This is a genomic window from Verrucomicrobiia bacterium (assembly GCA_036268055.1).
GTDB lineage: Bacteria > Verrucomicrobiota > Verrucomicrobiia > Limisphaerales > Pedosphaeraceae > DATAUW01.
Window position 1 is genome coordinate 30,997 of the sequence record DATAUW010000035.1, and the last position, 20,484, is coordinate 51,480.

Annotated in this window: 19 protein-coding genes; 9 read left to right on the forward strand and 10 right to left on the reverse strand. The window is 55.3% G+C overall.

Annotated elements, in window-relative coordinates; all coding sequences use genetic code 11:
• Positions 1–4: 4 nt before the first annotated feature.
• Positions 5–1,156 carry a serine hydrolase domain-containing protein gene (locus VH413_18180; protein HEX3800627.1) on the reverse strand — a complete coding sequence of 384 codons (1,152 nt, stop codon included), beginning with the start codon at positions 1,154–1,156 and terminating at the stop codon, positions 5–7.
• 271 nt (positions 1,157–1,427) lie between these two features.
• Here VH413_18180 and VH413_18185 point away from each other — a divergent pair, with 271 nt between their 5' ends.
• Positions 1,428–1,904 (forward strand): hypothetical protein, encoded by a 477-nt coding sequence (locus VH413_18185; protein ID HEX3800628.1) that lies wholly within the window; start codon positions 1,428–1,430, stop codon positions 1,902–1,904.
• Between the two features lie 276 nt (positions 1,905–2,180).
• Positions 2,181–2,813 carry a PEP-CTERM sorting domain-containing protein gene (locus VH413_18190; protein HEX3800629.1) on the forward strand — a complete coding sequence of 211 codons (633 nt, stop codon included), beginning with the start codon at positions 2,181–2,183 and terminating at the stop codon, positions 2,811–2,813.
• 59 nt (positions 2,814–2,872) lie between these two features.
• Here VH413_18190 and VH413_18195 read toward each other — a convergent pair whose 3' ends face one another.
• Positions 2,873–4,423: a sodium/solute symporter gene (locus tag VH413_18195; protein HEX3800630.1), complete on the reverse strand. Its 1,551-nt coding sequence runs from the start codon at positions 4,421–4,423 to the stop codon at positions 2,873–2,875.
• A gap of 724 nt (positions 4,424–5,147) precedes the next feature.
• On the opposite strand from VH413_18195, the gene VH413_18200 reads away from it, so the two are divergent.
• Together VH413_18200 and VH413_18205 are read left to right on the forward strand one after the other, a co-directional pair.
• Complete coding sequence (locus tag VH413_18200; GenBank protein HEX3800631.1) at positions 5,148–6,185, forward strand: peptidoglycan recognition family protein; 1,038 nt, start codon at positions 5,148–5,150, stop codon at positions 6,183–6,185.
• A 134-nt stretch (positions 6,186–6,319) separates the two neighbouring features.
• Positions 6,320–8,398, forward strand: coding sequence for a beta-galactosidase (locus tag VH413_18205; protein ID HEX3800632.1), 2,079 nt, complete (start codon positions 6,320–6,322; stop codon positions 8,396–8,398).
• Here VH413_18205 and VH413_18210 read toward each other — a convergent pair whose 3' ends face one another.
• From VH413_18210 to VH413_18235, 6 genes are all read right to left on the reverse strand, one after another.
• Positions 8,399–8,815: a DUF721 domain-containing protein gene (locus tag VH413_18210; GenBank protein HEX3800633.1), complete on the reverse strand. Its 417-nt coding sequence runs from the start codon at positions 8,813–8,815 to the stop codon at positions 8,399–8,401.
• Positions 8,816–8,877: 62 nt separating this feature from the next.
• Positions 8,878–10,068: a galactokinase family protein gene (locus VH413_18215; GenBank protein HEX3800634.1), complete on the reverse strand. Its 1,191-nt coding sequence runs from the start codon at positions 10,066–10,068 to the stop codon at positions 8,878–8,880.
• Positions 10,069–10,352: 284 nt separating this feature from the next.
• Complete coding sequence (locus VH413_18220) at positions 10,353–11,021, reverse strand: class I SAM-dependent methyltransferase (GenBank protein HEX3800635.1); 669 nt, start codon at positions 11,019–11,021, stop codon at positions 10,353–10,355.
• Complete coding sequence (locus tag VH413_18225; protein ID HEX3800636.1) at positions 11,018–11,788, reverse strand: glycosyltransferase family 2 protein; 771 nt, start codon at positions 11,786–11,788, stop codon at positions 11,018–11,020. Before VH413_18225 ends, VH413_18220 begins: the two co-directional genes overlap by 4 nt.
• Before the next feature lie 114 nt (positions 11,789–11,902).
• The gene (locus VH413_18230; protein HEX3800637.1) at positions 11,903–13,000 is read right to left on the reverse strand and encodes a glycosyltransferase family 4 protein; all 1,098 of its coding nucleotides are present in this window, start codon (positions 12,998–13,000) and stop codon (positions 11,903–11,905) included.
• Between the two features lie 135 nt (positions 13,001–13,135).
• Entirely contained in the window at positions 13,136–13,636 is a 501-nt protein-coding gene (locus VH413_18235) for a cohesin domain-containing protein (GenBank protein HEX3800638.1), read from the reverse strand.
• Between the two features lie 191 nt (positions 13,637–13,827).
• On the opposite strand from VH413_18235, the gene gmd reads away from it, so the two are divergent.
• Together gmd and VH413_18245 are read left to right on the forward strand one after the other, a co-directional pair.
• The gene (gene gmd / locus VH413_18240; protein ID HEX3800639.1) at positions 13,828–14,841 is read left to right on the forward strand and encodes a GDP-mannose 4,6-dehydratase; all 1,014 of its coding nucleotides are present in this window, start codon (positions 13,828–13,830) and stop codon (positions 14,839–14,841) included.
• A gap of 2 nt (positions 14,842–14,843) precedes the next feature.
• Positions 14,844–15,827, forward strand: a complete 984-nt coding sequence (locus tag VH413_18245) for a GDP-mannose 4,6-dehydratase (GenBank protein HEX3800640.1) — start codon at positions 14,844–14,846, stop codon at positions 15,825–15,827.
• 36 nt (positions 15,828–15,863) lie between these two features.
• On the opposite strand, the gene VH413_18250 is transcribed toward VH413_18245, so the two are convergent.
• On the reverse strand, positions 15,864–16,331 hold the full coding sequence (locus VH413_18250) for an adenylyltransferase/cytidyltransferase family protein (GenBank protein HEX3800641.1): 468 nt from the start codon (positions 16,329–16,331) through the stop codon (positions 15,864–15,866).
• A gap of 64 nt (positions 16,332–16,395) precedes the next feature.
• The gene (locus tag VH413_18255; protein HEX3800642.1) at positions 16,396–17,175 is read right to left on the reverse strand and encodes a class I SAM-dependent methyltransferase; all 780 of its coding nucleotides are present in this window, start codon (positions 17,173–17,175) and stop codon (positions 16,396–16,398) included.
• A 275-nt stretch (positions 17,176–17,450) separates the two neighbouring features.
• Between VH413_18255 and VH413_18260 the strand changes: the two genes are divergently transcribed.
• From VH413_18260 to VH413_18270, 3 genes are all read left to right on the forward strand, one after another.
• Entirely contained in the window at positions 17,451–17,987 is a 537-nt protein-coding gene (locus VH413_18260) for a response regulator (GenBank protein HEX3800643.1), read from the forward strand.
• 21 nt (positions 17,988–18,008) lie between these two features.
• Positions 18,009–18,935: a glutaminyl-peptide cyclotransferase gene (locus VH413_18265; GenBank protein ID HEX3800644.1), complete on the forward strand. Its 927-nt coding sequence runs from the start codon at positions 18,009–18,011 to the stop codon at positions 18,933–18,935.
• Between the two features lie 232 nt (positions 18,936–19,167).
• Positions 19,168–19,680, forward strand: coding sequence for a hypothetical protein (locus tag VH413_18270; protein ID HEX3800645.1), 513 nt, complete (start codon positions 19,168–19,170; stop codon positions 19,678–19,680).
• The last annotated feature ends 804 nt before the right edge of the window (positions 19,681–20,484 follow it).

A 20,484-nucleotide genomic window follows, 5' to 3' on the forward strand; every position in this document is an offset into this window, starting at 1 on the left:
TCTATTACTTCCTATTATAAACCTCCGTCGCCGTCTTGAGAAAAAGATCGCGCGCCGCCCATTGATCGCCACTCGTGCATTGCACCATGAAAATGGCAACCATCCCCGTCTTGGGATTGACCGACAAATCCGTGCCGTAAGCGCCGTCGTGGCCGAACATGCCGTTGCGCAAATGATAACCCAAACTGTAATTGACCTTCGTCGCCCCCGTTTGTTCCTTGCGCAATTCATCCATCGCCGCCGGTGAAAGATAGCGCTTGCCGTCCAGTTCGCCGTTGTTCGCCAGCATCAATCCGTAACGAAAAATATCGTGCGTCGTTGAAAACAATCCCCCCGCCGCCTCGGGATAACGATGAACGCGATCACTGAACGGCATTGTCAGAAAATCAACCTTACCCTTCGCATAACCGGTCTTGCGCTTGTTCGGACCGTAGGCATTAGCCAGCCGCGCGATTTGCGCATCGCTTGGCCAGAACGTGGTTTCGGTCATGCCCAGCGGATCGAAAAAACGCTTCTGCAAAAAATCCTGGTAAGCCATGCCGCTGACGATTTCCACCACCCGCGCGGCGATATTGATGTCCTGGTTGCCGTATTGATATTTGTCGCCCGGCTGCCATTGAAGCGGCCCGCACACCGAACTCAGCGCGCGATCTTTAAGCGGCGTGCTGTCGGCGCCCGTCTCCCGCTGAAGCTCGGACAGCGCAGTAAGACCACTCGTATGACTCAACAAATGCCGGATCGTGACTGGCCGCACCAATGGCTTAAGCAAAACGTGATTCGTGTCCTTCTCCTCCATCACCATCCACTTGCTCAGTTGCGGAATGAACTTGGTAACCGGATCGTCCAGGCTCACCTTGCCTTCGTCCACCAGCATCATGATAGACGCGCCGACGAACATCTTCGACATCGAAGCGATCCAAAAAACATTGTCCTCGCTGATCGGTTTCTTCGCCTCGACGTCGGCATAACCGATCAGGTTTTTGTAATGCACCTTCCCATCCTTGTCCGCGATGATGCCGATGATGCCCGCCAATTTATAACCATCCAAATACGGCTGCATCGCCGCCGCCACTTCCGGACTGGCAGGCGGTTCCGGCTCGATGGCAAAACTGACCGCGGCGGAAAACACCATCACCAACAACGTAATAATAGACATCAAAGAACACCGAAAATATTTCATAGCACGCTTTCTTTTATTTTTTTCGATTCAAGGGTTGTGGCCAGACTTTATCGCCGGCTTGCCGAAATGCAATCCATAGTCTTCAAAGGCGCACACGTTCGTACGCATCCTAAACCACCCTCAAAGCAGGGTGGCGCTCCCACACCGCCGGGCATTCGCATATAAATAGCCATCAAACTTTGACGCCAAAAAAGGTTGTCCTTTGTCCAATTAGCAGCTACCCTCCGCTCGGAAACCCACGAAGCTTATGACACGGAAAAAAGCGCGAAGCCTCTTAATGCTGGCCTGTTTCGTCTCACTATTCGGTTGTAAATCAACTCCCGTTACCCAGACCGGCGCGGCTGACCATTCAGCTTCCGCACATTATTCCAATACCGCCAGTTGCCGCACCCCCGGCGGGCGCAGCGTGGTCGCGCGTGGCGATATGGTTTCAGTAGGTATCCAGCGGCAAGGTGAAATGGTTGATGTAAGGTTAGGAGAAGTGCAATTTGATGCCGCCGCTAAAATGAGCGTTGATCATACCGTGACTTTTGAACGAGAGAAGGTGCTTCTGGACGGTAAGGAACGGGCCAGGATTTCCACCTCCGCCAATGACCTCGAGGTGATTTGCACCACCAACAAACTTTCCGTGATGGCAGGCAAAGAATTGCTATTTGCCGCCCGGATGGATAAATGGCACCGCAATAACAACGACCCTTCCAGCGCGACCACCGTCGTTCGTTAGAGTACAGCGCGACGGTTGAAAGACCGCGTCCGTACAAAAATCCCGCCTTTCTCGAAAAACGATCCACTCCCCTCTGCTTTCGCATATATTTGCAAACCAGCATTTTGCAAATTTAAAAATACCCGCAAAACTCAACGCAAGCAATCCCGCTGTAACCACTTCATGCGACTACCCTCACATCCCTCCTCCGCCTTTAATATGCCCACCAAGCACCAATGTCAGGCCGCGTTGTGACCTTGTTGCAACAACCATCGAAACAAATCAGCTAAACAAACTATGAAACTAAACGCAAAGTGGATCGTGACTGCGGTCACGGGGATGACGGCGCTGGCGGCCGTGAATTCGGCCCTCGCGCAATCAGCCACCGGGAATCCCACCCTGGGCAACATGACTGCCGGCCAGACCACTCTTTATCCCGGTTGGTCCGCTTCACCCACCGTCATTACACCTTCGGCGGCAGGCTACGAAGTATCGTCCACCGGCTATGGCAGTTTGTATTATGCCAACCCAACCCCAATCCCACTCGATGCCGCCGACACCCAGGTGACGCTCACCTTCACCTTGAACGGTCCAGCCGGTGCATTTTACGTCGGCGTGCCTTTTATTTTGAATGACAATGCCGGCCCGAACAGCGGCACACCTTACGGCGGCTACAATACGTTTACTTTTCCCGGAACCTATTCGGAAACCGTGAATCTTACCACCGCACAGCAAACCGCTGTCGCCGCCGGTAATGATGCCCTGTACGGTTTCAATCTTGAACTGGACCCGGCTGGCAATACTCCCGGCAACGCCTACGACATCACTTTCAACAGCCTCACGCTCTCAGCCGCTCCCGAGCCGAGCACGTATGCCTTGCTGGGCACGGGCGCCGCGACATTTGCCGCGTTCTTCCGCCGCAAAAAATAAGCTGATCAACTAATTCCGTTTTCCCCAAGCCGCCCTCACCGGCGGCTTTTTCATTTATGTCACGGTAGGGCGGAGCTGCCGCTCCGCCGTCCCCCTTCACGCCGCACGACCAACGAAATCATTCCCGTCACCCCCAGCATAATCACCAATCCAATCAACGTGTACCACGGAAACGCAATTTGATTTTCCAACCGCAACCACGTTGGCAATCCCTTCCACGCTTGCACAATCGGGCTGATCCACGTCATCACCACCAACGATGTCACCATGCCCCCAATCACCGCCATCGCGCGCCCTTGTTTCCAAAACAGCGCCAGTAATAATCCACCCAGCAACGCGCCGCTCGTCAGTCCGCGCAGCTTGAATGCCGCATCCAGAATGAATGCTTGTTGCCGGCTCAAGTAAGCCACCCAAATCAATGCCGCCGCCCAAAACACCGTCGAGATTTTGCTGAACGCCAGGTAATATCCCTCCGACCGCCCCTTCGAAATAAATCCCTTCACGAAGTCCATCGTCGAGACCGATGCCAGCGCCGTTAGCGCCGAACTCACCGACGACATCGCCGCAGAAAGCAATGCCACAATCAGCAATCCTTTCAAATAATGCGGCACTTCCGTAAGCATGAAAATCGGATAAATAAAATCGTTCGACTTGATGCCTGGCCGCGATTCCGGCAGCGGAATTTGAAATGGATGCGACTGATAAAACACCCACAGCATCGCGCCGCACAAAAGAAAAATCAGGAACAGCGGGAAAATCACCACCGCGCTCAAGACCAGCGCCTTGCGCCCGTCCGCCACATTTTTGCACGCCAGAACGCGTTGCACGATGAGTTGTTCCGCGCCGTGTGACGACATCACCATCACTGTCCCGCCGATGATTCCCATCCAGATATTGATCGGGTCGTGCCACGAGAATTGCGGGTTGAGCCAGTGAAATTTTCCCGCCGCCGACGCCTGCCGCCACACTTCGCCCAGCCCGCCGGGAAAAACGTGCGGTATATAGAACAAGGTGAAAAGTCCGCCTGCGAGAAACAACCCGAACTGCACCGCATCCGTCCAGATCACCGCCTTCACCCCGCCGATGTAAGTATAAATCAGCGAGAGAATGACGAATAAAAAAATCGCGGGCAAGATATGGATGCCCAGCAAAAGCTGGATCGGAATGCACGCCACGTACACGCGCACCCCCGCCGCCAGCGTTTCGCTCAGCAGAAAAAATCCGCCCGCCGTTTGCCGCACGGAATGTCCGAACGCGTTTCCGAACAGTTGATACGGCGAATAGATTTCCCCCTTGAAATAATGCGGAACCATCACGATCGCGAGGATGATGCGCGCGATCACATAGCCGATGATCAACTGCATGAACGCCATGTCCGTGCCGTAAGCCATCGCCGGCACGCCGATGATCGTCAGCGCGCTCGTTTCCGCCGCCACGATGCTCAGGCCGATGCCCCACCACGGGATATTTTTGCTGCCGAGGAAATAATCGCGCGTGTTCTTCTGGTCCTTGCCGAACCAGACGCCGAGCAAAATGATGCCGCCGAGATAGAAAAAAATAATCAGCCAGTCGGCGGCGTTGAAATAACTGTTCATCGCTTCGCGCACCATTACCGGAGAAACGCGCCGGCATAGCCAGAAAAAACTTCGAGTAACTCGCGGCTGTAACTCCAGCGCCACTCGCCAACCCTGTTCTACCCTCGAGACGAAAACGCCCCAGAACTTAACCAGGCTAATAAACCCGATCGCATTTTAATCTGGCTAACTCATTTATGAACCGGCGCGCCTCGCCTAATGACTTTCCCGGCGGCAGCCGTGAGATACTTGAAAATGCCGGGATTTTGAGTCTCGAAAACCTTGAGACCTGTGTGTCAAAGTAACTGTTACCCGCGAGGAAGATTTTCTTTTCTTACAATTCGGTAGCGTATCAGTTTGAAAATTTCAACCTGTAGCGGCGGTCTATGACCGTCGAATCCCTCGCAAAACGGCGGTCATAGGCCGCCGCTACAACCCACACTGACCACACTAATACTCACTGATAACCCAAACTGATACCCTGCCTACAATTCCATTGACTGTCATATATTCCTTTATTAAAATATCAATGTAGGCAATTTCGCAGCTTAAATTGCCTACATTGTGTTTTTATTTCATTTATTTTATCTGATTTTTAACCTTTTTGATTCTTGGAGGTTTGGAGAATGGTCGCCGGCGCGCTAACTCGGTAATCCGCAAAAATAAAACCGCTCCTTTTACTATTTCGTGAAGAATCTAACTGCCTTGCCGGGTTCTATCCCAAGCTTGACCTGACTCACATGCCCATGAAATATGGCGCATGATTTTCCGGTCGTGCTCGAAAAAGCTTTCGCTAACTTTGGTTTTATTTTCCGCTCTCCTGCTTCTCGCATCCACCGGCTGCCGCACCGCACCACGTCCGGGCGCATTCGAGCCGCGCCAGCATGACGAAATCGTCGTCGCCGGAAAATTCATTCATACCGGCACGCCGGTCGTGCTGTGGCTGGATCCGGGCGGTTACGATGCCTACCGCGTCGAACGCCGTTTCGCGCCTTACGACAAATCAAGCTGGGCCGATTCCGCCAAAGCCGAACCCGAACTCACCGCGCCCAATCGCTACGGTCTCCGCCGCAATCCGCTGACGGATGCCGAAGTCGAACGCGTTCGCGGCGGCGGCTGGGATTTGCTCCTGTTGCAAAAAATCGTGGATCAATTCGTGATTCACTTCGATGTCTGCGGCGTCAGCCGGCAATGTTTCAACATCCTCCAGGACCATCGAGATTTGTCGGTGCATTTCATGTTGGACATTGACGGAACCATTTATCAAACGCTCGACCTGAAGGAACGCGCCCCGCACGCGACCATCGCCAACACGCGCTCCGTCGGAATTGAAATCGCCAACATGGGCTCCTACAGCCGCAAGGAGAAAAATCCTTTGCCCAACTGGTATAAGCATGAGCCTGACGGCCAAACCACCATCACCATTCCTGCGCGCCTTGGCGATGGCGGTGTGCGCACGCCTCATTTCGTCGGCCATCCCGCGCGCCCCGAGATTATCAAAGGCGAAATCCAGGGCGAAGAACTTGAGCAATACGACTTCACGCCGCAACAATACGCCGCGCTGGTGAAATTGACCGCCACGCTTTGCACTGTCTTCCCGCGAATCGAATGCAAATATCCTGTGGACGCCTCCGGCAAACTCATCCCCCACAAACTCACGAACTACGAATGGGAAAATTATCACGGCATCCTCGGCCACTATCACATCCAATCCAACAAAGTGGACCCCGGCCCCGCCTTCAACTGGGATTACGTGATCAACCATGCCCGTGACTTAATGGCCACTCCGACAAAATAATTTTTTCTTCCTCAAGTCGAACCTCCGCGCCTCCGCGGTTAACTTCCCCTCCCCACTTTTAGATTGCGCATTTCCCACATCGGCGTACAATCAAGGTATCGCTCAACGCATTAACCTCCTAACGCATAATCGTTATGTATTTTGGCGTAGATTACTATCCTGAGCACTGGGTCTTTCCGTACGCCGGCACCGCTGAAAAACCCGAATCCGGTTGGGAACGCGATGTCGAACTGATGGTCGCCGCCGGTGTCAATATTGTCCGCATGGGCGAATTTTCCTGGGGACTCTGCGAACCTTCCGAGGGCCAATACGATTTCTCCTGGCTCAGACGCGCCATGGATGTCGTCGGTAAAGCCGGCATCAAAATCGTCCTCGGCACACCCACCGCCGCGCCGCCGATCTGGCTGGCCAAAAATCATCCCGAGATACTTCCCATTGATGAGCACGGCCACGTCCACGGCGAAGGCACGCGCCGCGCGACCTGCCTCAACAGCAATGTTTATTGGGATTTTTCGCAGAAGATTGTTCGCGCGATGGCGGGCGCGCTCGGCAATCATCCGCAGCTTATCGCCTGGCAGATTGATAACGGCCTCGGCGCGCATAACACCGAAGCCTCGTTCAACGAAGAGACCCGCCGCGACTGGCATTCCTGGCTCAAGGCCAAATACGAAGTCATCGAGCGTTTCAACGAACAGACCGGCGCGCGCCACTGGGGCCAGATCGTCAGCGACTGGGATCACATTCCCATGCCGCGCCACTCGCCCACATTGCACAACCCCGCGCTGGCGCTCGATTGGATGCGTTTTTGCAGTGATACCATCCTCGCCTTCGTCAAGATGCAGGCGGACATCCTCCACGAACTCACGCCCAAATGTCCCGTCACCGCGAACCTCCGCGCGCTCTATCGGCGCTTCGATCATTTCGACGTCGCCGAGGCGCTCGACTTTGTTTCCGTGGATAGCAACGCCACGATCAAATCCAAATCTTCCGAGATGGCGTGCGAACTCGACATGTTGCGCTCGCTCAAGAAGCACAACATCCGGACCCCCGACGGTGAAGAAGGCTTCTGGGTCATCGAACAAAAAGCTGGTCAGGTGAATTGGCAGGACGTCAATTCGCTCGTGCGCCCCCAAGTCGTCCGGCTCTTCACCTACCTCGTGATTTCGCGCGGCGCGACGGGCGTCTTGTATTTCCGCTGGCGCCAGCCCTTGATCGGCAGCGAGAAATTTTACGGCGCCGTGCTGCCGCACAACGGTCGCAAAGACAGCCGCACTTATCGCGAAATCAGCCAGCTTGGCGACGAAATCAAACTGCTTGCCCCAGCCTTGCGCGGCACAAAGATCGTCTCGGACGTCTGCATCCTCTACAGCCACGACAACGATTGGGCCATGCAACAGCCGATGCAGCCCAACAAAAATTTCAGCCTGCGCGAACACATCCAGCTTTTTTACAACGGCCTGCACCATCGCAATCTCTCGATAGATTTTGCGCGCCCCACCGAGGACCTTTCAAAATATAAACTGGTCATCGCGCCTTCAATGCATCTCATGGCCGGCGGCGAGGCCGATTTGCTCAAGCTCTACGTGCAAAACGGCGGCACACTCGTCAGCACTTTCAACACCGGCCTTGTTGATCAACATCACATGGCGCCGAACTGCGGCTATCCACATGACCTCACGGACTTGTTCGGCATGGAAGTGCTCGAGTTCGATCCGCTGCCGCCCGGCGAGGAAAATCATCTGACTTTCAAGGGCACCTTCCCCACGAACCATCATCATACCGCGAAGGTGTGGTGCGACATCATCGAACCCAAGGAATGCCAGGTGCTCGCGACCTACGCGAAGGATTTTTACGCGGGCCGCCCCGCGATGACCATGAACAATTTCGGCCTCGGCAAGGCGATCTACATCGGAACCATGAGCCAGCAACATTTTTACGACGACCTCGTCGTCTGGCTGCGCCAGTTGTGCAATCTCCAGCCGCTGCTCAAAGTTCCCGACACCGTGGAAGTCACGATGCGCGAAAAAGACAACACGCGCATTTACTTTTTGCTCAACCACCAGAACTCCCCCATCCGCATCCAATTCTACAAACCCATGCACGATTTCCTCACCGGCACAGTCGTTGCGGGAAATTACGACCTCCCGCCGCACGGTGTTTTAGTGCTGGATGAACACGCCACGCCCAAGCCGGCTGGCGCTGTGCCAGCCTGATCACCCGATGCGAAAAGAAATTCGCGCGATCAGGTCCGTGCCGAAACTATGCTGCAGCCGCTTGAGAATTTCCTTGCGGCGATAGCGCACGATCTCATCCAGCCACGGACTGCTGTCCACCGTCACGAAAAGTGTTCCCTTGTTCAATCCGGTCGGCTGCGCGTGCGCGACAATTCCCGGATCAATTAGGTTATTCCAAACCTTCACCACCTCTGCCTCGGCGCGGCGATTGTCCATGCGCAATTCCACCAGCACGCTCGGCATGATGTCCGCCACTTTGCGCGTGCGAACCAGATTGGTCTTCGCGTGCGCGTCAGCGTCTTCCCCGCGCCATTCCTTGAGGATGCGCTGGCGCGGCCCGCTCTTGGGCGGCCCAAGTTTCGGCGTCGCGCGAAATGGTCTGGGAATGATCGCCATGAAATCAGCGTTGGTTCAATTATAGTCTGCTTCAGCGGTCACAAACTAAATCTCAGTTTAAATCATTCCGCCCCGTTCACAATCTGGCAAAGAATTGGTTCCAGCTTGTGCCCGCTCTTCTGCTCATATTGCCGCGACATGCTGGCCATGAAATCCTTCGCGGCGTCCTGGTCCACCAGATTGATCGTCGCGCCGCCAAATCCCCCACCCGTCAAGCGCGCACCCAGGCAACCCGCATGCGTCCGCGCCAACTCCACGAGCAGGTCCAATTCTTTTGTGCTGTTCTTAAAATAATCGCGCGAGCTTTCGTGGCTCTGGAACATGTATTGCCCGAACTGCTGCCGGTCGCCGTCCTGCAATGCCCTCGCACCCGCCACCACGCGCTGATTCTCGCCCACGATATGATACGCACACTGATATTGGCGCTCGGTCAATCTCGACTTGTTCGTCGTGAGAAATTTCATGTCCACTTCGCGCAAAAATTTTCGGCCCAGCGCCGCCGCCGCTTCTTCGCAATTACGCCGCAGTTCATTATACGCACCCTCGACCAACGAATGTTTCACGCCCGAATTGCAAACGATGATCGCCTCGCCCGCCATCGGCGCCCACTCGACCGTCAGCGATCGAAAATCGATTTCCATCACGTGCGCTGCCTTGCCAAACAACGACGAAATCTGGTCGAGCAACCCGACTTTCACGCCCACAAAATCCGCTTCAGCCGCGCGGCAGACTTTGGCGTATTCCAATTTCTCGGCCGGAGTCAGCGGAGAAAGTTTGCCATTCGTATCGCGCTCGGGCGGTTTGCCGAGACCCGTCTCCGTCAAACGAAAGGGATATAATTGGCGCACGGCCAGAGTCGTGGCGACTTCCAGCGCGGCGGAGCTGCTCATGCCCGCGCCCATGGGAATTGTGCCGTGAATGGCCGCGTTGAATCCTTTGAAATGCACGCCGCGATGCCGCAGTTGCTCCAGCACGCCCTTGATATAATCCGTCCACGGCGCCGCCGGATTTTTTTTCGCCTGGTCCGCCCAAAAAATTTCCGGCTGCGGAAAAGCGGTGGAAATCAATTCGATCTTGCCGTCATTGCGCGGCGAAACCGCCATCTGAATTTCCTTGTCCACCGCGAGCGCAAGCACCAGCCCCTCATTGTAGTCGGTGTGGTTGCCAAGCAATTCCAGCCGCCCCGGCGCGCGAATCAGGTGCACGGCAGGCGTATTGAAATGTTTGCGATAAAGTGATTGTGCGTCAGACATCGCGTAAAAATTGCGCAACCAGCACAATAAAATCAATAAAATCCGCTAACAGGAATTTGTCGAACGGCTCATGGAAATACTTCCTTACGGACCGCGGGTCTATGACCCGCAGCAACGACCGATTAAATTGCCGCACACGACTCAGCCAACGGCGCGCCCCACTCGAAGCCCTCTTGAAAAATGAACGTATTAGAAAGATCGTGACCGGCAAGCTTGTCGAATATTGCTGCGGGTCATAGACCCGCGGTCCGTCAGATAAGACTTTCGCGCCGACTCAACTACCGTCACTTTTTGCGCGCCACGACCAGGAATTGCTTCCCGAAAAAGCCCCACGCCGGACGCAATTTAAGATACAGGCTGAGAAAGAAAATCGGATAGCGTGGCTGATTCACCATCGTGTAAGGCAAAAATTTCGCCACGTTCAATTCGGATTGAAAACCGCGCGTCACCAGCGCCTCGGTCATCGAATTTTCGGTGAGCGGCAGATGATGGTCCCAAAATTCCCAGTAAGTCGCCGGCAGATATTTGATATTCGGCCCCATCGCAATAATGCGTCCGCCCGGCGCAAGGCAGCGACGCGCTTCATCAAGGGTTCTTCCCAGCGCGATTTTGTCCGGCAAATGCTCGAAAAAATTGCTCGTAAAAACCACCTGCAACGAATTATCCGGCAACTCCCAATGCTTCGAGCAATCCTGCTCAAGAAATGTCACCGACTTGTCGAGATACTTAAGCGCATCGTGATTCAAGTCCATTGCGTATTTTTTTGCGCATTGAACCTGATTGATGAATTCCCCATAACCGCAGCCCAGATCCAGCACATGATCGGAGGGCTTCACGAATTTTTGAAAAAACTCCGCCAGCAGCACCGACCAGATTTGCCCGCGATATTCCTTGTTCTCGCGGAAGCGGGCTTCATAGATTTTTTCCAATTCAGCTGGTTCGTTAGCGCTCATTTCTTTTTATAATCACCGCGGCTGAAATATTTTTCCAGCCATACATAAAGGCAGATGAACAGGTAGCGGCTGCCCATTTCCTTGATCTTCAATTTCGCTTCGCCGGTGCGGCGGTTGCGCCACGTGATCGGCATCACCGTCCAGGTATAGCCCCGCACGATCGCCTTGAGCGGAATCTCCACCGTCAAATTAAAATGCGGCGAGATCAGCGGACGGCAACCTTCAATCACCGTGCGGCGGTAGCATTTGAAGGCATTGGTGGTGTCGTTCAATTTGATCTGAAACAGCACCTTCAAAAATAAATTCGCCATGCGGTTGATCATGAGCTTCACGCGCGGGTAATCAATCACCCCGCCACCACGCATGAAGCGGCTGCCGAAAACACAGTCGAACCCCTCGTTCAACTTCTGCCAATAACGCACCACGTCGCGGCAGTCATCCGATTCGTCCGCCATCATGATCACCACGGCGTCGCCTTGCATATTATCCAGGCCGCAAAAAATCGCGCGGCCGAACCCATGCTGGCCGGTGTTCTGCAACGGGCACAAATTGGGAATGGAATTCCTAAGCTCGCTGAGGATTTCCCACGTGCGGTCCTTGCTGCCATCATCCACGACCACGATTTCGTGCGGCACATTGTGAAGTTTAAGTTCAATATGCAAATGCTCGACCATGGAAGCGATGCAACCCTCCTCGTCCCGCGCGGGAACGACGATGGACAACAGCGACAACGGCGGCGGCGCGATTTTTTCGGCGCCTTCACTCATAGAGTGGAATTCCGCACCAGCACTGGGCCGCAGCATGCCGCGCCTGCTTTGGGTTGCTTAACACGATTGAAACAGGTTGCCAGTTTCACGTTTTGCTGGCAAGCGAGTTTGGAATCATCTGCCGCGCGCTTGTTGCTCCAGCCATTCGCTCGCCAGCGGCAACACCCGGTCCCAATGCAACGTCTTCGCCCGTTCCCACGCCGCAACCCGATAGCGCGCATATTTCTCCGGCGATTTCAAAATCTCCACCAACCCCTCCGCGAGCGACTCCGGTGTTTCCGCCTTGGAAATAATTCCAGTTTCGTCGTGCAACGTGGATTCGATCAGGCCCGCCACCGGGTACACCGCGCCCGGTGTACCCATTGCATTGGCTTCGACGACGTTTAGGCCCCAGCCTTCGCGCAGGGAGGTGTGCAGCAAAAAATGCGCGCGCCGCAATTCCGCATCCTTGTCCGCCTCGGAAAGCCCACCGGTAAAAACCACGCGTTCGCCCAGTTGCAATTCGGCCACCAACTTCCGCAACAGGGCATCCACTTCACCCGTCCCGACAATCGTCAACCGCACATCCACGCCACGGTCCACCAGGCATTTCACGGTGCGAACGGCGTGATCAATGCGCTTGTTCGGCGCGAGTCGCGAAACGACCACCAGCCGCAAGGGCAGCTCCAGCGTTTTCTCTGGCAAGGACGCCAGCGCAACAGTATAGACGCCGTAAGGAATCATTTTCACGGACTTGACGCCGTGCGATAAAAGAATTTCCCGCGTGCAGGAACTGGCCGTCCAGAATGGCACTTTGCGATAAAACCAATGCGTCCATTTTTCCTGCCAGCGGCCGATCATCGAAATCGGCCACGGATAAAAAGCGCTCCAAATGGGTCCAAGCACTTCGTGGATGTAAGCGGCACAATTCGTTTTGCACCACCACGGCGCATACCAGGGAATGCCGTGGTGCTGGTCCATCACCAGATCGAATTTCGGCTGGCGGCGATACCAATCAATCGCCTTCAGTATGGAAGTGCCCATGCCGCCGCCGCGCACGATGCGCACACCCTCGATGGTTTCTTCGCGCGAACCGCCAGGGAAAGCATTCGCAAACCAGAAGACTTCGTGGCCGCGCTTTTGCAATGCGGCGAGATATGCAAGCGTCACCCGTTCCGCGCCGCCGGAAATCGGGTTCTTCGGATCGCGCCAGTTCAACATCAGAAATCGCATGCTGGTAAAATCTGACGTTGGAAAAATTTTGACTGAAAGCCAAACAAAATAAGCGCGGCCTCAACCCGTCGAACGCCTCTTGACACTGCGCGCAAGGTAGGGGATTTGCGCGAGTCGCACACGCGTGTCTTGATCTTACTCCGCGGCGACGCCATGCGCCTCTCCTTGTGCGGCTGCATTTGTCACTGCCATCCCGATATGCACCGGTTTCATAATCGTCAGCGTTCCGTTCATTATGCTGATGGGCCGGACCGGATCTTTGCCGGCGCCAAACAAGGCCACATTGGTGAACACCAAAGTCTCTTTTCCCAGGAACGCGTTCGTCGCGATGGTCATCGGCACAAAGACCAGCACGCCGTCTTTCAACTGCGCATGGGAAAATGAATTGATCGCCACGCGCAGGACGCCGGACTTCACTTCACACGATGCCACCATGTGGTCGGCGACGGCGTCACCCGCAACTGGCGGACTGGCGGTCAGGGATTTTGAATTAAAGCGCAGGTCGAATTCTGCCGACAAGAGATTGGTATCGGTTGCCAGCAGGACCGGCACTTGCACGGTCGTGCCTGGAACTCCGTTGGTCGCGGCGATCGCGATCAAGGGCGCGGCGGCAGCCATGCCGGGCAGAAAAAGCATGGCCAGCGCAATCAGGCGCCCACATTTAAATCCCGTTTTGATCACGCAATTAAGCATAAGGCCCGCGGACGAACAGTCAACTTCGCCCTCGCTCAAGGCCGCCGCAATCCGCGGCACGGCGCGAATCGTCGTGTCACCTCTGCGACAACTTTAAACTTTAAATCCTCAGCCCCGAACCTTAATCTAAACCTATGTCGAAAAAAGCGTTAATCACTGGCATCACCGGACAGGACGGCTCTTACATGGCCGAGTTTCTTCTTAGCAAAGGTTATGAAGTCCACGGCATCATCCGCCGCGCGAGCACTTTCAACACCGGCCGCCTCGATTCCATTTACGCCGATCAACATTCCGGCAAGAGCCGTTTGTTTTTGCATTACGGCGACCTGAGCGATGCCAGCGCGCTCGCGCGTCTCGTCGGCCAGATCCAGCCGGACGAAACTTATAATCTCGCCGCGCAAAGCCATGTGCGCGTCAGTTTTGACAGCCCGGAATATACGACCGACATCACGGCGACCGGCACCATTCGCCTGCTCGAAGCCATCCGTGAGACCGGCGTGAAATCACGTTTCTACCAGGCATCTTCCAGCGAAATGTACGGCCTCGTGCAGGAAGTTCCCCAGAAGGAAACGACGCCATTTTATCCGCGCAGTCCGTACGGGTGCGCCAAGGTTTATTCTTATTGGATCACGGTGAATTATCGCGAGTCGTACGGCATGCACGCCAGCAACGGCATCCTTTTCAACCACGAATCTCCGCGCCGCGGCGAGACTTTCGTCACGCGCAAAATCACCCGCGCCGTCGCCCAGATCAAGGCGGGGTTGCAGGACAAACTTTACCTCGGCAACCTCGATGCCAAGCGCGATTGGGGCCACGCTCGCGAATATGTCCAGGCCATGTGGCTCATGCTGCAGCAGGACACGCCCGATGATTATGTCATCGCCACGAACGAGACGCATTCCATCCGCGAATTTCTCGATCACGCGTTCGGCCACGTCGGCCTCGACTGGAACAAATACGTGGAGATTGATCCGCGCTATTATCGCCCGGCGGAAGTGGAATTGCTCATCGGCGATTACAGCAAGGCCAAAAGGAAATTGGGCTGGGAGCCGAAAATCAAATTCAAAGACCTCGTCATTGACATGGTGGATGCCGACGTGAAATTGCTGCAGGATCATCTCGAAGGCAAAATCAAAGTCAAAGGCTGAGCATGACCCGCGCGCTGATTACCGGCATCACTGGGCAGGACGGTTCGTACCTGACCGAGTTGCTGCTCGAAAAAGGGTATGAAGTCCACGGCGTCGTGCGCCGGACCAGCAGCCTGGATCGCTCGCGCCTTCAACAACTTTATCAGGATCCAAAAACTTACGGTCATCGCCTTTTTCTGCATTACGCGGACTTGGACGATCCGACCTCGATGCGGCGCACCCTCGCGAAATCCGCGCCGGACGAAGTTTATCATCTCGCGGGCCAAAGCCATGTCGGTTTAAGTTTTGAAATTCCTGAGTCCACTTGCGAAATGACCGCGATGGGAACCCTGCGATTGCTCGAAATGTTGCGCGACCTGCCCAAGGCCCCGCGATTTTTTCACGCGGCTTCGAGTGAAATTTTTGGCCGCCCCGCCGCTTCGCCGCAAGATGAAGAAACGCCGATGGCGCCGGTGAATCCTTACGGCTGCGCCAAGGCCTTCGCGCGGCAAATGGTCGTCATCTATCGCGAGACGCACGGGCTCTTCGCCTGCAACGGCATCATGTATAATCATGAGTCTCCGCGGCGCGGTGAAAATTTTGTGACGCGAAAAATCTGCCGCGCCGCCGCTTCGATCAAGCTCGGCTTGCAAAAGGAATTGGTGCTTGGCGATACCACCGCCCAGCGCGATTGGGGCCATGCCCGCGATTACGTGCGCGGCATGTGGATGACGCTGCAACATGCCAAACCGGAAGATTTTGTTTTTGCGACCGGCAAATTGCACACCGTCCAGGACGTGGTTGAAACGGCTTTCAGCGTCGTGCAACTCCACTGGCGCGATTGCCTCAAACAGGATCCGCGCTTCATGCGTCCCGCCGAACCCCTGCACCTGAGCGGCAACCCTGCCAAAGCCAAACGTCTTTTGAATTGGGAACCGCAAACCACCTTCGTCCAACTCATCACGGAGATGACGCAGGCGGAGCTTCACGCTTTGTCAGCCCATTAACTCAACCTCGTAGAGATGCCTTCGCGGCTCGGCTAATTACAGGCGCGAAATTTTTTGCAACAGTGAGGTCGTGGATTTGCCGGGGACAATGGGCACGATAATAATTTTTCCTCCCGCTTCTTCCACAGCGCGGCGTTCATCCTGGTTCAATGTCTCGAGCGTGTAGTCGCCGCCCTTTACGTAAACGTCCGGCTGCGCGAGCTTGAGAAAATGCGTCGCGGTTTTTTCGGTGAAGATGCAAACGCCATTCACACTTTCCAGTGCGGCCAAAACGGCGGAGCGATCGGCTTCGGAATTTACTGGACGTTGCGAACCTTTAAGTTCGCGCACGGCGGCATCACTGTTCACGCCCACCAAAAGTGCGTCGCCGAGATTGCGCGCGCCTTCGAGATAAGTCACATGACCGAGATGCAAAATATCAAAACAACCGTTGGTCACGACCAGTTTCACGCCGCGTTCACGCAACCCGGCGCGCCACGCAGGCAACGCGTCCCACGAAATCATTTTGTCGCGAAAATTGTTCACGATTGAATTCTGTTCATGCGCCGCGCCGATTGGCAACGACATTTCATCGCGGTTTCTCCGCGTAATTGATGCTCATCACGCCACCCATGAAATTGATGATGCGCGTGTTTATCAGGCCGAGCGCCTCCATCCGCGCCGCGACGCCGTGTTGCCCGGCGTAATGCAACAGGGATTCAAGAATGTAACTGTGTGTGTCGGGATCGCCGCAAAAAATCCGGCCCATCCACGGCACGAATTTTCCGAGATACGCAAAATAAATTTCGCGCCAGAGCGCGTTATCCGGCCGCCCAAAATCCAGCGCCAGCAATCTCGCGCCGGGCCGGGCGACGCGCTGGATTTCGCGCAAACCGGCATCGAGGTTCGCGAGGTTGCGCAAGCCGTAACCGATGGTCACGATATCGAAGCTCGCGTCCGGGAAAGGAATGTGTTGCGCATCACCTTGCAAAAATTGCACGGAAGAATTTTTTTGCGCGCAGGAATTTTCCAGTCGTTGCTGCGCCACGGCGAGCATGGGCGCGCTGAAATCCAAGCCCACAACTTCCGCGCCTTCGCGAGCCAAAGCCAGGGCGATGTCTCCCGTCCCGCAACACAAATCAAGCGCGCGCATACCCGGACGCACTGTGGCCAGCGTGAGCACGCGCCGTTTCCAATAACGATGCAGTCCAAAACTTTGCAAGTCATTGATCAAGTCGTAACGAGGCGCCACCGCCGCGAACAGGTCTTGCACCCGCGCCGCGCGTTCTTCTCCCGCCACGAAAAATTTATTCGTCACGCGCCACGACCGTAACATACGCTCGCCGCGCCGCCCAATGTTTCTTCCCATTTGTGCATTTTGTATTTCGCAAAAGCGTATTTGAATTCACCGCTTGCCGGCTGCATCCGCGAGGAATGCGTGAACGTAATATAAATGGCATGAGAACCGCTATTCAGGAAAGTGCTTGAAATAATGAACATGACGAAAACAGCGAAAACAAACGAGATATCGGCGCTTAATTGCCGGTTGCGGCGCGCGCGCCATCAGCGGCGGGCGTATCAGAGCATGCCAGTTCGTTGTCCTGTATCGGTACAGATTCCTTATTTCCCAACCCGCAAATCCCTATGAAATTGTTTGGAAAATGGCGCAATGAACCGGTGGCCCAGCCTAAAGAAGAATTGCCTTTCGTGGGCAGCGGCGGCGTAGCCCCGGGCGATCGCCACGCGCAACCCGGCATCGGTTCCGGCCGCAAAATCCTCGTCGTGGATGACAATCCCGTCGTGCTCAAAGCTTTTGAACTCAAATTAAAAGCGCTCGGCTTCACCGTGCTCACCGCCACCGAAGGCGCCACCGCCGTCAGCACCGCCCGCGCCGAACAACCCGACCTCATCGTGCTCGATATTAATTTCCCGCCCGACGTCGGCTCCGCCGGCCTCCAGTGGAACGGCTTCAACATCATGCAATGGATGCAACGCTTTCAGGAAGCCGCCGGCATTCCCGTCATCATCATCACCGGCAGCGATCCCGAACGCTTCCGCGAACGCGCCCTCGCCGCCGGCGCCGTCGCCTTCTTCCAAAAGCCCATCAACAACGAAGAATTCCTCCTCACCGTACGCCGCGTCCTCGGCGGCCAAAACGAAGCGAAAGCAAAAACCGCGTAAATTTTTTTCACACATCTCCCCATGCAACGGCGGCTTACCACCGCCGTTCTTTTTTTTCACGACGCCCTCCACGCACAGCTTGAATTGCCAACCCCCGCAAAATCAGCTACACCAGTCCCGATGAAATTCGCATCCGCATTCTTCCGGCCACGCCTCCCCGCGCTGCTCGCCATCGCCACCCTATTTCTCCTCGCCACCGGCTGCGATAACTCCCCCGCGCCCGCGCCACTCCTCCCCGCGCCCACACCCTCCGGAAACTTCGAGACCTACCAAATCATCCGCACATTCCCCCACGATCGCGATGCATTCACGCAAGGCCTCCTCTACCTCAACGGCGTCCTCTACGAAAGCACCGGCCTCTACGGCCAATCCACCCTCCGCAAAGTAGACCTCCAAACCGGTAAAGTCCTCCAACACATAGACATACCACCCGAATACTTCGCCGAAGGCCTTGCCGAACTCAACGGCAAACTCTACCAACTCACGTGGCAACACCATCTTGCCTTCCGCTACGACCTCCAAACCTTCGCCCTCGAAATGCAATACACCTATCCCGGCGAAGGCTGGGGCCTCACCACCGACGGCCGCTCCCTCATCCTCAGCGACGGCACCCCCCAAATCCGCTTCCTCGAGCCCCTTACCTTCCAAGCCACCCGCACCATCCAAGTCACCGACGCCGGCCGCCCCGTCGGCAACCTCAACGAACTCGAATACATCAAAGGCGAAATCTACGCCAACATCTGGATGACCGACTACGTCGTCCGCATAGACCCCGCCACCGGCCACGTCCTCGGAACCATAGACTTCAGCGGCCTACTGCAACCCACCGACCGCGACACCAACACCGACGTCCTCAACGGCATCGCCTACGACCCCGCCACCGACCGCCTCTTCATCACCGGCAAAAAATGGCCAAAACTCTTCGAAGTCAAAATCAAAAAAAATTGAACCTGATTTGCTCGGTAGAAAACATTGGTTCCTTATTATTCAAAAGTAAAACCGAAGTAAGTTTTTGGGGAGCGCACGCGCCCCCGCGTGCAGTGTTTGGCGCCCCCGCCGAACACATTTCCCGTCTTCGTTCCTCATGGTAATATGATTTCTACAGAGCAAACCCGATTGATCCACCATGAATAACAAAACCCTCTTAAATGGCTCGGCGATCACAACTCTCCTTGGCGCGATGAAAACAATTTCAAAATACCCCAAGCTCATTGCCGCGCTGGTTGCGATTTTAATCGGGAACAGTTCGCCCGCATTCGCCAGCGAAACCAACCAAATTTCCGTCGCTACCTTCGACGAAATCGCAAATGCAAAAAACGTCGTTTGGGAATTTCTCGTGAACTGGGAGACATTGAAGAAACAACCCTCCTGGGACGGACATTCCACCGAACCACCCCTGCCGATGCATCAGGCCGTGACCACCGCCATGCAAGCGATAGAAAAAGCAAATCCCCAGATTGTAAATTGGCGGATAGACTCCATCACCGCTCGCCCGATTAGCTTCCCGTCCGACTCTCCGTTTTCCAAAACCGTCCAGAATTCCCATAGCTGGCTTTATCAAATACAATTAGCCCCTAAAGACGAAGCCACCTACGATAAAATTTTCAATGAAGGCCGAACCGCCACACTATGCCGCGTCGTTCTGATGGACGGAACCCTGGTCGGCCCAAGCCTCAAAGTTGAAAAGGAATAATGTCAATTTCCCGGGCGCATGTCAGCTTCTTGCGACCCGGAGGGTTGAAAGATATTAGCCGAGAGGTTGAGACGTGCGGAGCGCGATGGTATCGCCGGAACATAGCGGGGTTGGACAGAGCTGCAGTCCCGCAGGGACGACCGACAGTCTGGGGTATGGGCGGAGCTGCTGCTCCGCCGTCCCAAGTCCCGCAGGGACGACAGATCTTAGCCCAGCAATTTATTGCTGGGTTGGCCTCCGCACAAAATCAAGTCCCTTCAGGGACGAAAGAAATCTTCTCATGGAACGAACGCTCAGCCATTCGCCCAACGCTTCTCATCAGAGCATTGACAGAAATAATACAGCGATGTGAAACGAGGATTTTTGGCTTTTGACGAGGCTGTGGCGAAGGAACATGCCCGCAGTAGCCTGTGACTGAGCCGAAACGAAGCCAAAAGCCAAAAAGACCGCTTCCCATCAGAGCGCAGCACACCGCTGCATCATTTGTTGAAATGCTCTAAGAGCCATAGGCTCGGCACGTTTATAACCAACCCCATTAATAAACCCCACTATATCGAGCGAAGCGAGGCGAGCCCCGGCGAACATCGTATTTGTAACAGCGTAAAGAAAAGGACCCGCACGGCGAAAACGTCCACTACGCCCAAAACATCGAGCCAACCACTCACTCAAAGCTGGACCCCGGTCTCACCACCCCGACCAACGTGGACACCAACATGCGAATCACCCTCCCAAAAACCAGCACCACCACCTTCTCCGCTTACGCCACCCGCAACCTTAACCCACTTATGCCATTAACGATATCGC